At 71.4% G+C, this 13,400-nt stretch carries 13 protein-coding genes and 2 pseudogenes; 9 read left to right on the forward strand and 6 right to left on the reverse strand.

The features are described from left to right. The first annotated feature begins 243 nt into the window (after positions 1-243). Entirely contained in the window at positions 244-1,311 is a 1,068-nt protein-coding gene (locus tag FCI23_RS35140) for a phosphatidylinositol-specific phospholipase C domain-containing protein (protein ID WP_136728224.1), read from the forward strand. A 67-nt stretch (positions 1,312-1,378) separates the two neighbouring features. On the opposite strand, the gene FCI23_RS56980 is transcribed toward FCI23_RS35140, so the two are convergent. Beyond that, positions 1,379-1,558: a hypothetical protein gene (locus FCI23_RS56980; RefSeq protein WP_169317077.1), complete on the reverse strand. Its 180-nt coding sequence runs from the start codon at positions 1,556-1,558 to the stop codon at positions 1,379-1,381. A gap of 417 nt (positions 1,559-1,975) precedes the next feature. Between FCI23_RS56980 and FCI23_RS35150 the strand changes: the two genes are divergently transcribed. Then, positions 1,976-4,351: a hypothetical protein gene (locus FCI23_RS35150; RefSeq protein ID WP_136728225.1), complete on the forward strand. Its 2,376-nt coding sequence runs from the start codon at positions 1,976-1,978 to the stop codon at positions 4,349-4,351. 8 nt (positions 4,352-4,359) lie between these two features. On the opposite strand, the gene FCI23_RS35155 is transcribed toward FCI23_RS35150, so the two are convergent. Together FCI23_RS35155 and FCI23_RS35160 are read right to left on the reverse strand one after the other, a co-directional pair. Beyond that, positions 4,360-5,604: an RICIN domain-containing protein gene (locus FCI23_RS35155; RefSeq protein ID WP_169317078.1), complete on the reverse strand. Its 1,245-nt coding sequence runs from the start codon at positions 5,602-5,604 to the stop codon at positions 4,360-4,362. A 398-nt stretch (positions 5,605-6,002) separates the two neighbouring features. Further along, a pseudogene (locus tag FCI23_RS35160) lies at positions 6,003-6,272 on the reverse strand (aldo/keto reductase); the annotation flags it as partial. A gap of 117 nt (positions 6,273-6,389) precedes the next feature. Here FCI23_RS35160 and trpC point away from each other — a divergent pair. The 3 genes from trpC to FCI23_RS35175 all read left to right on the forward strand — a co-directional run bounded on the left by trpC (position 6,390) and on the right by FCI23_RS35175 (position 9,517). Continuing rightward, entirely contained in the window at positions 6,390-7,190 is an 801-nt protein-coding gene (gene trpC / locus FCI23_RS35165; protein WP_136728227.1) for an indole-3-glycerol phosphate synthase TrpC, read from the forward strand. Between the two features lie 831 nt (positions 7,191-8,021). Further along, entirely contained in the window at positions 8,022-8,642 is a 621-nt protein-coding gene (locus FCI23_RS35170; RefSeq protein ID WP_136728228.1) for a hypothetical protein, read from the forward strand. A 230-nt stretch (positions 8,643-8,872) separates the two neighbouring features. Next, on the forward strand, positions 8,873-9,517 hold the full coding sequence (locus FCI23_RS35175; protein WP_136728229.1) for a sigma-70 family RNA polymerase sigma factor: 645 nt from the start codon (positions 8,873-8,875) through the stop codon (positions 9,515-9,517). A gap of 120 nt (positions 9,518-9,637) precedes the next feature. Here the strand turns inward: FCI23_RS35175 and FCI23_RS35180 are convergent, their stop codons facing one another. Next, complete coding sequence (locus FCI23_RS35180; protein ID WP_136728230.1) at positions 9,638-9,934, reverse strand: hypothetical protein; 297 nt, start codon at positions 9,932-9,934, stop codon at positions 9,638-9,640. Positions 9,935-9,974: 40 nt separating this feature from the next. Here FCI23_RS35180 and FCI23_RS56985 point away from each other — a divergent pair, with 40 nt between their 5' ends. Further along, positions 9,975-10,118, forward strand: coding sequence for a hypothetical protein (locus FCI23_RS56985; protein WP_169317079.1), 144 nt, complete (start codon positions 9,975-9,977; stop codon positions 10,116-10,118). A 64-nt stretch (positions 10,119-10,182) separates the two neighbouring features. After that, the gene (locus FCI23_RS35185; RefSeq protein WP_211265581.1) at positions 10,183-10,809 is read left to right on the forward strand and encodes a Chromate resistance protein ChrB; all 627 of its coding nucleotides are present in this window, start codon (positions 10,183-10,185) and stop codon (positions 10,807-10,809) included. A 15-nt stretch (positions 10,810-10,824) separates the two neighbouring features. Here the strand turns inward: FCI23_RS35185 and FCI23_RS35190 are convergent, their stop codons facing one another. Both FCI23_RS35190 and FCI23_RS35195 read right to left on the reverse strand, forming a co-directional pair. After that, entirely contained in the window at positions 10,825-11,028 is a 204-nt protein-coding gene (locus FCI23_RS35190; protein ID WP_211265582.1) for a hypothetical protein, read from the reverse strand. Between the two features lie 4 nt (positions 11,029-11,032). Next, positions 11,033-11,800 carry a COG4280 domain-containing protein gene (locus FCI23_RS35195; protein WP_136728231.1) on the reverse strand — a complete coding sequence of 256 codons (768 nt, stop codon included), beginning with the start codon at positions 11,798-11,800 and terminating at the stop codon, positions 11,033-11,035. A 173-nt stretch (positions 11,801-11,973) separates the two neighbouring features. On the opposite strand from FCI23_RS35195, the pseudogene FCI23_RS35200 reads away from it, so the two are divergent. Further along, positions 11,974-12,411 (forward strand): annotated as a pseudogene (locus tag FCI23_RS35200) (UbiA family prenyltransferase); the annotation flags it as partial. A gap of 157 nt (positions 12,412-12,568) precedes the next feature. After that, positions 12,569-13,252: a carboxypeptidase regulatory-like domain-containing protein gene (locus FCI23_RS35205; RefSeq protein ID WP_246144365.1), complete on the forward strand. Its 684-nt coding sequence runs from the start codon at positions 12,569-12,571 to the stop codon at positions 13,250-13,252. Positions 13,253-13,400: the final 148 nt, after the last annotated feature.

Genomic DNA, 13,400 nt, shown 5'->3' on the forward strand with positions numbered 1-13,400 from the left:
ACCATCATGCGCCTGACCTGCTCGGATTGGCTCTTCAGCTGCCAGGCGACGTCCGGTTGTTCCCTCAACACCGTCGATTTCAGGGCACGTTGGCCACTCCTGTGCTCTTGTGCAACATTCGCAACCTGGTCTAGTCCTTCACTGTCCGCCCGGTACCTACCGGATGGACCGCGGCCGTTAACCTCGGCGGCCGAGAATCTCGATGAGCATGACAACGTCACCTCTTCCCCCACAGGAGAACGCATGCCCCGTTCGCTGCGCACCGCCGCGCTCGCCCTGGCCGCCGCGCTCGCCCTTACCTCCCTGTTCGGCGGGGTGTCCGCCGGTAAGGCGAGCGCCGCCGACACCGGCGGGCTCTCTCTCGCCCAGGCCACCACGGTCGGACTCCACAACACCTATGTTCCGGCCACGTTCAGCTACCTCGCCCAGGCGCTGGACACCGGTACCTCCATGATCGAGCTGGACGTCTGGGACGACTTCATCACCAAGGAGTGGAAGGTCAGCCACGACAACCCGCTCGGCAACAGCAACAACTGCGTCGACGCCTCGGCCGCCTCCCAGCTGTACTCGGGCGGCGCCAACAAGGACCTGGAAAGCTGCCTGGACGACGTCCGGGTCTGGCTTGCCGCGCACCCCGGCCACGCGCCCCTGTACATCAAACTGGAGATGAAGGCCGGCTTCCAGTCCACCTACGGGCTCGGCCCGGCCCAGCTCGACACGGCCATCAGAAGCCACCTCGGCTCCGACGTCTTCCGGCCGGCCGACCTGCTGGCCAAGCCGGGCGGCGGCACGTACGCGAACCTCGACGAGGCCGCCCGCGCGGGCAACTGGCCCACCCGCGCACAGCTCGCCGGCAAGGTCATCATCGAAGCAATCCCCGGCACCGTCGAGGAGAGCAACCCGACCGACACCCTCTGGACCGACGTCGAGTACGCCACCTACCTGCGCAACCTGAACTCGGCCGGAAACATCGGCAACGCCGAGGTCTTCCCGGCCGTGCACAACGCCGCGAGCGGTGACCCGCGCACCCGCTACGCCGACACCACCATCCGGCCCTGGTTCGTCGCCTTCGACGGCGACGCCTCGACCTACATGGGCGGCACCATAGACACCTCCTGGTACGACACCAACCACTATCTGCTGGTGATGACCGACGCGCAGAACGTCTCCCCGGCCATCAGCGACACCAGCCCCACCGAGGCGGAGGCGCAGGCACGCGTCGCCCAACTCGCCGCCGCACACGCCAGCATCGTCTCCAGCGACTGGACGACGCTGCCGACGGTCCAGGCGCAGTCACTCCCACGCGGCTGAGCCGCGGCGCGGTGTCCGTCCGTCCGCCGCGGCGAGAGCGGGCGGACGGACGGACATCGCGCATCAGTCAGATCCCGCCGAGCTCGGGGCCCCAGACGGCTTCGCGGTACCGAGCAGACACCACTGCGGCGGCAAGACGGCTGTGGGGCCGGTCGTTGAACTGGCCCGGGAGATCGGCGTCAGTCACGGAGCGCCACGCCAGCACTTCCCCGACAAGCCTGCCGTGCTCGACGCTCTCGCGATCCACGGCCTGGAGCGCCTCGGGCGTGAGCTCGACAGCGCCTTGGACCGGCCGACCGGGACCTTCGACGAGCGCCTCACCGCCTTCGCGCGGACGCAGCCAGCAGCGCCCGGCACACTTGCAGTGCGGCTCCGCCGCCGTTCGACGCGACGGCCGGCAGCCAGTTGCGCCGACCCGCGCCGACACGGGTACCGGCATCGAGCGCCGCCCGCACCCCGGCCAGGCCCACCGCCGGCACTGGCCGTCGGCAGGCCACGTGTCGTACCCCTCTGCACACCGAAGCCGGTTCCCGCCAGCTGAGTCACACCGCCGAGGCACCTGGCGTAGTGTTTACGTAGAAGCAATTCACATGCGTCACTGCTATGACTTAATACTGTGCGTGTGCACTGTTATTCGTTTATGGCCAAGGAGCAATGACGGGCTGTGAGACGGCGATTCACCGTCCTGCCACGCCGGAAGACCGGTGACGGAAGTCCGGAGCGGAATCCGGAGCGGCCCGGCGCGGTGGAGCCCGCCGGCGACGGCGAGGACGCGGTCCACGTCGAGGAGATCGACGGCATCCACTTGTTGCGGACCTTCGGCGGACCCTCCCCGGACCCCATGTCGGTGGCCGAACTCGGGTACGCCATGCCGTCGGAGGCGGGTTCCGCCACCATCGTGGTCAGTCTGGACAGCGAACGAGCCTGGCCCTGGCTCGTGGGGCTGCTCGACTCCCTCCGGGCGACCGGCGCTTCCGAGGTCCGGCTGGTGATGTCCGGCGCCGCCGCCGACCGCCAGGACCGGCCCGCCGTGGCGCGCTGGATCGCCGATGAATGGGACATGCGGGTGATCGCCCCGGACGGGGTGGCGCTGCTCGTTCCCGGCGGCTCGCTGTTCGTGCCGGAGCACGCGGAGCGTCCGCAGGCGGTACGGGACCGCAACCGGGGCTGGTGGTGTTTCGCCCCGGGTGAGGAACCGGAGCCTCTGGGACGCCAGTTGCCGGCGCCGTCCTGGCAGGCGGAAGTGGAACGGTTGGCCGCCACTGCCGCCGGGGGGACGGTCGTGCACCGGATACCGGCGGGCGTGCTGCTCCGGCCGGAAGGCGCGGCCCCGCCGCTTCCCGGCGACCTGTCGTTCGCCGTGCCGGTCAGCACCGGCCGCCCGGTCGTGATCGTGGGGGCCCCGGGGGACGAGGGGGACGTTCCCGCGCATGGTGTTCTCGATGTTCTGGCCGCCCTGCCCCCCTCCCTTCGCTCCGCCGTCCGTCTCGCCCCGGGGAACCCCACCGACCTGCTGCCGACGGCACAACTGGCCGCGAACAAGCTCGGCTTCGAAGTGGAGGTGCTCACGGGATCGCCGTTGATGGCCGATGACTCGCCGACGGGAACGGCCGGGCACCGGGTACGGGCCGTCCTGATCGGTGCGGACGGTACGCCGACATGGCGGCCGTTCGTCGAGTCTGTGGTGTGCCGCCCGTCCGGTGACGGCGGAAGCAGGGCGCCCCGGCTGCTGCGTTGGCAGCCGCCGGTGTCCGGCATCGGTACCGCGCACGCGGGGGTTGTACGGCTGCCCGACGGCTGGCAGGTCGCGGTGACCCGGGCCGGTCTGCGGATCTGCAGGGCGAACGGGGCGCGGATCAGCCTTGCCGGGCGTCCGGTGGACGCCGACGCGCCGGCGATCGAACTGGGTACGCCCGGAGAACCGCTCGACGGACCGGCGATGTCCGCTCTCGGCAGGCTCCTCGATGGGCTGGGCGAGGACGTACGCGAGCGCGCCGTACTGCATGTGTACGGTCACTGCGGCGGAGAACAGATGCGCGAGCTGAGCCGGGTGATGGCCAGCCACGGGATCAGACGGCTGCGTACGATGCCCCCGCCGCCGTCACCCTCGCGCGTGACGCCCCCGCCGCCGTCGCCCTCCACGCGCATACCGATGGCGGGCGATACCCCGGCACCCACCGCCGTCCCGTCGGGGGCCGCCGCCTCGCCTGCGGCGGATCCCGTGGCTCCCCCGAGCCCCCGGCGCCTGGCGGCGCCCCTTCTCCTCTCCCCGGACCACAACAGCGAAGGAGCCGACCGCAAGGCCTTCCGGGCCCTGGCGGACCCGGTGTGGGAACAGCACAGTGCGGCTGTCAGCCGGGCCCTCACACAGATGCCGGATCCGCGCCCGCCCGAACGGACCGATCTCGTCGCCGTGCATCTGTACCTCAGTTCTCCGGACGGTCCGTTCAGCCACCGGAAGCTGGCGGAAGCCTTGCGTGCGGGCGACCCTCGCGTGCGCCCCTACGCCGCCTGCCTGACCTCGGGGCTGTGCCACCTGCCCCCGTACCGGGGCGCCGTAGTGAGAGGCGGCGTCCCGGCGGCCTCCGGAGGGTCTTCCGGAAAGCAGTTCGAACCCGTTCCGGGCCGGGTGCTCCGCACCCCCGAGCCGGTGAGCGCGCTTCCGGCGGACACCGCCGGGCCCGCCGCCACCACGCGGTACGCCATCTGGTCGTTCACCGGGCGGCGCGTGAACCCGCTGCTGAGCGGCACCACCGAAGCCACCCCCACCGCCCCGGACGAGATCGTCTTCGGTCCCGGCACGGCCTTCCGGGTGCTGGATGTGCGCGAGGTCGGCGGTTCGGCCCTCGTCCTGCTGCGGGAACTGCCGCCGGCCGCGATCCGCACTGCCGCCTCCGCCCCGCCGGACGGGCCGGAGGACCAGGACCGCGCGGTACTGGCCCGTCTCACCGAAGCGCTGGAGCAGCGCGTCCCGGCGGGGTCACGGGGCCGCGCCGCCCACTGGCCCGAGCGCTGCTCCGGCCCCGTGGGGTGGGAGTGAGGTCCGGCTCAGACGAAGTGCCAGTGGTGGTCGTCGCTCGTGCTGTCGCTGCAGGGGTCTATTTCGAGGTTGGCGTCCTTGCCGCCGGTGCCGGGTCCTGCCACGTTCAGGCACAGGCCGCTGCTGTAGTTACGGATCCAGTAGGTGCCGTCCGATCGCGGGACCAGCCACCACAACTGGTTGTCGCCGGTAGTGCTGTCGCACGCGTACTCGGTGATCGGCGTACCGGCCGCATTGGCACCGTAATTGGGCAGGTCCATGCACAGGTGGTCCTTGTCGTTCTGGATGATGAAGAGGCTCGACCCCTGGGGCCCGCCGGTCCTGTCCGCCACCCCCAGGTCCCACAGCTGGTTGTCGGCGCTGGTGCCGTCGCAGGTGAACTGTCTGACCGGACCGTTGCTCTGCCCGTTCCCGTAACCGGGGACATCGGCGCACAGGCCGGTCCTCAGGTTCTTGAGCAGGACCCTGGTGGCGCTGGAGGCGGCGTTGGCCCTCGCACGGTCGGTGGCTGCCTTGGACGGGCTCTTCGCCGTGACCGGCTTGGTCCCGGCCTGCGTCTTCTTGGGGGAGGCTGACGGGGTCGGCTGGGCAGCCGCCGCCGGCTCGCCCTGCGTCGACTTCGTCGACTTCTTGGTGCCGCCGTGCCGCTTCGTCGATGGTGCGGCCGAGGGGGACGGCGACCTGGTGGCGTGTGCGCTCGGCGCCTCGCTGAGCGCGTGGGTGTCCGTGAACGTGACGACCGGAACCTTCGCCTCCACGGTATGGGCCGCTTTGCCGCTGCCCCAGGCCGCCACCGCGAACGGCGCCGCGATCGCCAGCGCTCCCACGACGGCCGCGGCGACCAGCAGCGGCTTCCTCAGGCCACCCGAGGGTGGCGGCGGTGCCTCTCCCCCGTTCGTACCGCCGCCCGGGGCACGTATCACGGCGGTGGGCGCGGTGAGTACGGGTCCTTCGGAAGGAGATGCTTCCCGAACGGATGCGGGCTGCCCGGCACCGCGCTCGGCGGATCCGGAGTGCTCCGGGTCCGGCTGGGCCGGCTCGCCCCGCCGCGCCTCCTGTGAGGCGGTCGCGGGGACTGCGGCGCCCTCGATGACCGCCGTTCCGCGCACCTGGTCAGGGCCACGCGGGGACGACAGGCCGGGACCGGGGCCCCCGGACGGAGCGGGCAAGGCGACCGCACGGCGGATGGACACCGGCGGCATGCCCGCGGTCGGCTGCGGCCCGCTGCCGGCAGGGGGCTGCTGTCTGGGCATCGTGGTCTCCTTCGCTCTGTTGCGTGGTGCTCGCTGTGACGGATGGGATCGGCCATGCACAGCCAGCGGTCGGACGCGACCCGGGCGGCCTCGATGACGTGGTCCGGAGACGCAGGCATCCGTCCGCGGGTTCCCGGCTCGTCCGGCATCCCTGGCCGTTCGGGATCTCGTCCATGCCGTTGTCACTGGAGAGGCCGAAGAAAAGCGGGGGAACAGAGACGAGGGGATCGTACACGCTCGCGATGGCAAGGAAATGATCGGAACCTCATCACTACGGCTCCATACTTTGGCTCCAACCGAGCACCCAGTACGGCGGCTTGGTCCGGGCATACGGGGGGACGCCGCCCTGTCCCCTCAGCCGCAGCACCGCGCCGGCTCACCGCTGGATTGACGCGCAGTCAGACCGCCCGGGGTCCGGGCCCCGGGCGCTGCTGCCCGATGGTGTCGAGTTCCGCGACCGCGACCGCGTCCGCGGACAGGACCAGGTCGGCCGCGGCGGCGTTCTCGCGCAGATGGGCGACGGAGGAGGTGCCGGGGATCAGGACAGTGGTGGCCGAGCGCTGCAGCAGCCAGGCCAGGGCGACCTGCTGCGGCGAGGCGTCCAGGCGGGCGGCGAGGTTGGTGAGCGTCCCGGACTGGAGCGGGGTGAAGCCGCCGAGGGGGAAGAACGAGGCGACCTCTCGCGATGGGGCCCACCGGCAAGAAGTCGGCCTCGTAGGGTTCGAGGGACACTTGACGCGGTATCGAGCCGCGATTTCGTCATTCGTAATTCCCGAGGAGACGGTGTGACCATTCTGGACGACATCCTGACCGGCGTCCGTGATGACCTGGGGCAGCGACAGAGCGCGACCCCGCTGGCAGAACTCCGGGCACGCGCGGCGGACATGCCACCGACCCGTGATCCGATGCCGGCCTTCCGCTCCCCCGAGGTGTCGATCATCGCCGAGGTCAAGCGGAAGAGCCCGAGCAAGGGCGAGCTCGCGGACATCCCGGACCCGGCCTTCCTGGCGGGCCAGTACGCGACGGGGGGCGCGTCCGCGATCAGTGTGCTCACCGAACGGCGGCGTTTTGGCGGCTCGCTGGCCGACCTGAGCGCCGTCCGCGCAAGCGTCGACGTCCCGGTCCTCCGCAAGGACTTCATCGTCGACCCCTACCAGCTGTGGGAGGCCCGCGCCTACGGCGCCGACCTGGCGCTGCTGATGGTGGTGTCGCTCGACGGAGGACAGCTCGCCGATCTGCTGGGGCTGTGCACCCAGCTGGGCCTGACTCCGCTGGTGGAGGCGCACACAGCGGACGAGGTCCAGCGGGCGCTCGACGCCGGTGCGCAACTCCTGGGTGTCAATGCCAGGGACCTGACCACGCTGCACGTCGACCGGTCGGTGTTCGGAAAGCTGGCGCCGGACATCCCCGAAGGAGTCGTGCGGGTGGCGGAGTCCGGTGTCACCGGCCCGGAAGATGTCGCCGAGTACCGCGCACGGGGGGCGGACGTCGTCCTCGTCGGTGAGGCCCTGGTGCGCTCCGGCGATCCGAGGTCCGCCGTCCGCCGGTTCATCGAGGCCGCGGCGGCAAGCGACCTGCCGGTCTGACGGAGGGCGGTCGCGACCCGTTCCCCGAGCCACTACTCCGTCCCGTCCAGGGCGCCGGATGCCGCCCTCTTCGACAGTGGCGGCCGTCATGGCCTCGTACGACGTCGCGTCACCTCCGCTCGACGCCGTCCGGCGGCCCCTGAGGCAGACCGAGGGCATGTGGCAGAACCACGGCGCTCATTCCCGGAATCGGAAGGTTGTGGACCGCCGCGGTGGAGGCCTTCGCGGACGCCATGGCCAGCGTCCTGGTACGCGCAGGGCGCCACGTGCATGGACATCCGGCGGCGGGTCATCGCGGGCATGGAAGCCAACATGATCTCCACCACCGAGGACACCGTCGAAGTCATCGGCGGCGGGACCGTGGTGATTGCCGCGAGCTGACCAATCCGGGCACCGCCTGACGTTTCCCCGTCAGACCCGCCCGACGCAACCAGGCGGGGCGGGCGGGGAACGTGCCGGCCGCCGGGTTCAGCAGCGCGAACGCTGCCCGAGAGCAGGCTTGCCTCGACGTCGGCCCGGCCATTCGGCCACTCGTGGGCGAGGCAGCGAGCGGCCATCGGCCGGATCAGCTGCCGGACAGCTCTTCGTTCCGGCGGTGGAATGGCGCCCTGAAGGAGAGGTCGCGTCCATGCGCCCGGCGTCTGTCCGCCCTGGAATCCAGCGGGCAGCGGGGCGGTGTTGAGGCGTGGGTGCCCACCGGGGGCAGGATGGCTACGCGGCGCGACGCCGGCTGACCGACCGGCCGGGTGGCCGAGAGGCGGGCAGATGGGGGCAGATGGGAAATCGGACTCTTGCCCCCCTCGGGGCGGAACGGCTGACACCATGGCCGGCATGACCACCGGGCCTGCCTTCCGCCTCGCACGAGCCGCGATCTTCGCGGCTGTGTGCGTGGTGACGACGGCCCTGGGGCACGCGCTGATGTCCGGCGACACCTTGTCGGGCTGGGCCGTCGGCTACGCGTTCGCCGGTACGACGGCGGGCGCGTGGTGGCTGACCGGACGACGGGAGCGCGGGGCGCTCGCGGTGACCGGGGCCACCGTCGGCGCGCAGTTCGCGCTGCACGCCCTGTTCAGCACGTCGGATGCACTGGGCATGCACACGCCCACGGACGCCGGCAACATGGCGGGGATGCGCGCCGCCTCCGGGCCCGCGACCCTGGCCTCCGCCGGACACGGGTGGTCCGCCGGCATGGTGCTGGCCCACACGCTGGCGGCGCTCGCCTGCGGGCTGTGGCTGTGGCGCGGCGAGGCGGCGGTGTTCCGGCTCGGCCGGTCGCTGGCTGCGTTCGTCTACGCACCGCTGCGGCGCGCCCGGCGCGCGCTTGCCTTCGCCGGCCCGCTGCCGTCGGCGCGGCCGTTGGCAGCGCTCGGCCCGGCCCGGCCGCTGCGCCGGCTGCTGCTCCAGCACGTCGTCTCCCGCAGGGGCCCGCCGGGACGACCGGTCTGCTGCTGACCGCTCGTCCCCACGTCCTCGCGTCCTGGTGGCGGGCGGAATTACCGGCGTACCCACGTGACGCCGGCCCTGAGAGGCCCCACGGACCAGCCCACGACACCGGGCACGGCACTTCACGCCCTGGCCGCGCGGCCTCTTGAGCCCTGCGGCTCTCCGCCGACCCCCGCCCCGCTCACTGAGCGCGGGCAGGCCCGGAGGGCTGCACATCACGCATGCGAAGGACCCCTGCGATGACTCCTGCCCTGGTGCAAGCACCAAGCGCCTCGTCCGCCGCGCGCAACGGCCGCAACGGCCGCAACGATCGCGACGACCAACAGGTCACCGAATGGGCGCTGGCCGCCCGCAGCGGCGACCGCGAGGCGGTCGAACACTTCATACGCGCCACCCGCAGCGACGTCTGGCGCTATGTCGCCCACCTCAGCGCCGATGTGCACGGCGCCGACGACCTCACCCAGGAGACCTATCTGCGGGCGCTGACCGGCCTGGCCGGGTTCCAGGCCCGTTCCTGCGCCCGCGCCTGGCTGCTGTCCATCGCCCGGCGCGTGGTCGTCGACCGCTACCGCTCGGCCGCCGCCCGTCCCCGTACGGCCGACGCCTCCGACTGGCAGGCGGCGGCCGAGCGGGCCCAGCCCCCCGGGCTGCCCGGCTTCGAGGAGGGAGTGGCGCTGCGCGAACTGCTGGAGACCCTGGACGCCCCCCGCCGCCAGGCGTTCGTCCTCACCCAGCTCCTCGGCCTGCCCTACGCCGACGCCGCCACGGCGGTCGGCTGCCCGATCGGCACCGTACGCTCCCGGGTGGCCCGCGCCCGCCAGGACCTGACGGCGCTGCTGCTCGCGGCGCAGACGGCCGGGGAGCCGCTGCCGCTGGCGGGTTGACGGCCGTACGACGACCGCGCTCGCTCATGCGGCCGGGCGTGGTTGCTTCTTCTGGTTCCCGGGATTTTTCCCGGGAACCAGTTGCCGGCGTCGGCCGCCCCGCCAGTCAGCTCAGTGTTCCTACTGCCTGGTCTCCGGCGCGGAAGCCCGCGGGCCGGGCGCGGGCGGGGCCCAGAAGACGGCGGTGGCGGCGGTGGCCGCCGAAACCGCGGCCAGCCGCTGGTAGTCGAGCGTTTCGGGGGTGTCCGCCGGGCGGTGGTAGTGGGGATTGCGGAAGTCCGCGCTGTCGGTCAGCGCCAGCGCCGGCGGCGCTCCCCGCCCATGCCGAGCGCCCCGGGCGCCGGCCGAGGTGGCCGGGTCCCCCGCCGAGGAGATGCGGAAGCACGCCGAGGCCCTGCGGCCGGGGGCCGCGCGCACCCATCCCACCGAGGGAGAGCTGAGACGGGCACGGATGCTGGTGAAACGCGCGACGCTGGTACGGCTGCGCGACGAGCGGCGGATCGACGACGCGGCGCTCCGCCGGCTGCACGAGACCCTGGACGCGGAGGAGGTACGGCTCGATCCGCGGGATCCGGCCATCCGGGGCAAGACCGCTCCTTGAGCCGGGACCGGCCGCGCCACCCGTATGGTGAGGGCAGGAAACAGCCCAGGCAGGAGATGAACCGGTGGCACCCACGGATCAGTCGCAGAGGGCGGATCAACCCGGGGAAGAGCCCCCGGAAGACCTCCACGAAGAGCCCCGGGAAAAGGCGGCCGGAGGCGGACACCGCTGGCTTGTACTCATCTACCGGGTGCCGACGGAACCGACCCGGCTGCGGGCAGCGGTGTGGCGGCGTATCAAGGGTCTCGGGGCGATCTATCTGCAGAACTCGGTGGCCGCCCTGCCTCGCACGGTTGCCAACGAGCGGGCCATGCGGGTGCTGCGCAAGGAGATCATCGACATGGACGGCACGGCCCATCTGCTCGGCACGGACGTGCTGGCGGGAGAGGCCGATGTGATCGCTGCCTTCAACGCGGCCCGCAATGACGAGTACGAGGAGATCATCGACCGCTGCAAGGACTTTCTCGCCGGGGTGGAGAAGGAGTACGTGGCCGAACACTTCACGTACGCCGAACTGGAGGAGAACGACGAGGACCTGACCAAGCTGAAGAACTGGTTCGAGAAGGTCCGGGCCCGTGACGTGCTGTCAGCCTCCGGCCGTGCCGAGACCGTCGAGGCACTGGAACGCTGCGAGCAGGTCCTGGAGGACTACGCCGCCCGGGTCTACCTGGAAGAGGGCGAAAGCCGCTGACGGCTCGACCGCCGCTCATGCCCGGAGACGGCTCGCCCGCCGCAGTGACAGACCGAGCAGCAGCACCACGGCGAGCGGCAGCAGCCACCAGGCCGCGATGCCCAAGCCGGCGAGCAGCGCCGTGGCCGCCAGGGCGATCACCACGCCGGCTGCAACGGTCCAGTCGTCGCCGACCACGAAGTCGTAGCAGAAGTGCAGGAAACGCATGATCGGGTTCACGGGGTCACACTCCAATGCGTTCCGGACGGCCCGCCGGCACCATGCGCCGCCGTTCGTTGCGCAGCAGCGCGACGTAGGCCAGCGAGACGGCGAGGACGGCCGGGATGAGGGCGAGCAGGGCGGCGTCGGCACCGGGCCAGCTCGCTCCGGCGCCTTCGGCTCCCCAGAAGATGCCGAAGGAGGTGAGCAGAATCCCCACCACGAACTTCATGGTGTTCTCGGGCACCCTGGCCAGCGGTGCCCTGATCAACAGGCCGACGGCGACCACCAGCACGACCGCGGCGATCGCCCCGAGCGAGGCCTCCGCGATCTGTCCCTGGACGGACCCGAAGGTGACGACGATGAACGCGACCTCCAGGCCTTCGAGCAACACGCCCTTGTAGGCCAAGGTGAACCCGTACCAGTCGGTGACGAACGCCCGCCTCTCGGTCCCCGCGGCCTGCGCGGCGGCGACCTGCTGCTGGTAGATCCGGTCCTCGTCGTGCAGCGCCTTGTGTCCGGAAGCCCGCAGGATCGCCTTGCGCAGCCACTGGAGGCCGAAGACGAGCAGCAGGGAGCCGATCACCAGCTGCATCGCGCCGATCGGGATCCGGCTGATCGCCGGACCTAGCGCGGCGACCACGACAGCCAGCGTCACCAGTGCCGCGCCGACACCGACCATCGGCGAGCGCCAGCCACGGGTGACACCCGCGGCGAGCACGATCGTGAGTGCCTCGACGGCTTCCACCACACAGGCCAGGAAGACGGCGAGGACGAGCACTGTCCCGCTCATATATGCCCCCTACGATTGATTTGCACCGGTTGTGCCCGGCGGCGTCCGAACCAGCCTAACCCCATCGATGTAACAGTCGTTAGAAATGTTCAGTAACGAATGAAGGGACATTCGCGGGCCTCGCCGAGGGGCCGGGCACCTACGATCGGCCGGTGGGCATTCCTGAGCAGCCGTTGGACATTCCTGAGCAGTCAACGGGCGGCGGCACGGCCGCGCGGTGGGGCGGCCGGGCGGCCGGCCTGGCGGGGGCGTGCCATCCAGGGCCCGTGGTGGCGGTGACCGCCTTGATGTCGGCGCTGGCCGTCGTCGCGGGCCAGGGCGCCGCGCACTGGCTCCTGACCACCGCCGCCGTCCTGACCGGGCAGTTGTCCGCCGGCTGGTCCAACGACGCGCTCGACGCGCTGCGGGACAACGTGGCCGGCCGTCGCGGCAAACCCGTCGTCGCCGGAACGGTCCGCACTGCGGAGGTGTGGGCGGCCGCGTTCGCCGCGCTGGCGCTGTGCGTGCCGTTGTCGCTCGCCTGCGGCCCGTGGGCGGGCGCGGTTCACCTGGCCGGGGTGGCGGCAGCCTGGGGCTACAACCTGCGGCTCAAGGCGACAGCATGGTCCTGGGCGCGGGAGCGCTCCCACCCCCGATGGCGCCGCACCGGCCGCCGCAACCCACCATTCCTCGACCCCGCCCAAATCCCTACCGGACAGTAAAGGCCCGACGCGTTTCTCGTGCGGCGGGTCCGACTCGGCCTGGAATTTTATTTTCCGGGCCTCCCGCGTGACCTCCAGCGGCGTCAGCCAGAACAGCATCACCAACCAGGGCTTCGCCTTCGACCCGGCGGCCGGCGAATGGACGGCTCTCCCCAACGCCAACACCGGCACCTACCGCGGCGGCGGCTCGATCGGCTTCTTCAAGGTCGGCGGCGCCAACGCACCGCACACCCCCAGCACCAAGGTGGAACTGCTGCCGGGCTACGACCAGGGCGGGACGGCCGACGTCAGCTGGTTGAGCGAGAGCACCCAGCAGCTCACGGTCCAGCCCGGTAAGAGCTCGACCGTGACCCTCGCCCTCGACGCCTCGGTGCCGGAGGTGACACAGCCGGGCGACTTCAGCGCACAGCTGGCGTTCAGCAGCGACACCCCGTACTCGGTGCCGAAGATCCCGGTGACACTGCACGTCGCCGAGCCCTCCACCTGGGGCAAGATCACCGGGACCGTGCTGGGGGTCACCACCGCCGGCGGCACCGCGCCGATCGCCGGGGCGACCGTCCAGATCGACACCTGGGCGACGAGCTACACGTTGACGACGGGCACCGACGGCGGCTACGCCCTCTGGCTGGATGTCCGCAACAACCCGCTGACCGTCATCGCCGCCAAGGACGGCTTCCAGCCGACCGTAGCGACCGTGACGATCAAGAAGAAGACCACGGTCACCAAGAACTTCACCCTCAAGAGAAAGTAGGCCCCCGGAGCAAGAGGGGAGTAACGACGTGGTGCTCGATTGAGGTCGGGCTGTGCTGGCCTGGCGGGTTGGCTGGTGGTTGATTACCGCATGGCCGCGCGGTCGGAGACCAGGCCGGCGATGGCTTGGTAGGTCTGGTCGAAGTACT

The organism is Actinacidiphila oryziradicis, from assembly GCF_005047355.1.
GTDB classification, from domain to species: domain Bacteria; phylum Actinomycetota; class Actinomycetes; order Streptomycetales; family Streptomycetaceae; genus Actinacidiphila; species Actinacidiphila oryziradicis.

Coding starts and splice junctions, on each gene's coding strand:
- FCI23_RS35140 (WP_136728224.1), top strand. CDS start 244: ATGCCCCGTTCGCTGCGCACCGCCGCGCTCGCCCTGGCCGCCGCGCTC.
- FCI23_RS35155 (WP_169317078.1), bottom strand. CDS start 5,604: ATGCCCAGACAGCAGCCCCCTGCCGGCAGCGGGCCGCAGCCGACCGCG.
- FCI23_RS35170 (WP_136728228.1), top strand. CDS start 8,022: ATGACCACCGGGCCTGCCTTCCGCCTCGCACGAGCCGCGATCTTCGCG.
- FCI23_RS35175 (WP_136728229.1), top strand. CDS start 8,873: ATGACTCCTGCCCTGGTGCAAGCACCAAGCGCCTCGTCCGCCGCGCGC.
- FCI23_RS35195 (WP_136728231.1), bottom strand. CDS start 11,800: ATGAGCGGGACAGTGCTCGTCCTCGCCGTCTTCCTGGCCTGTGTGGTG.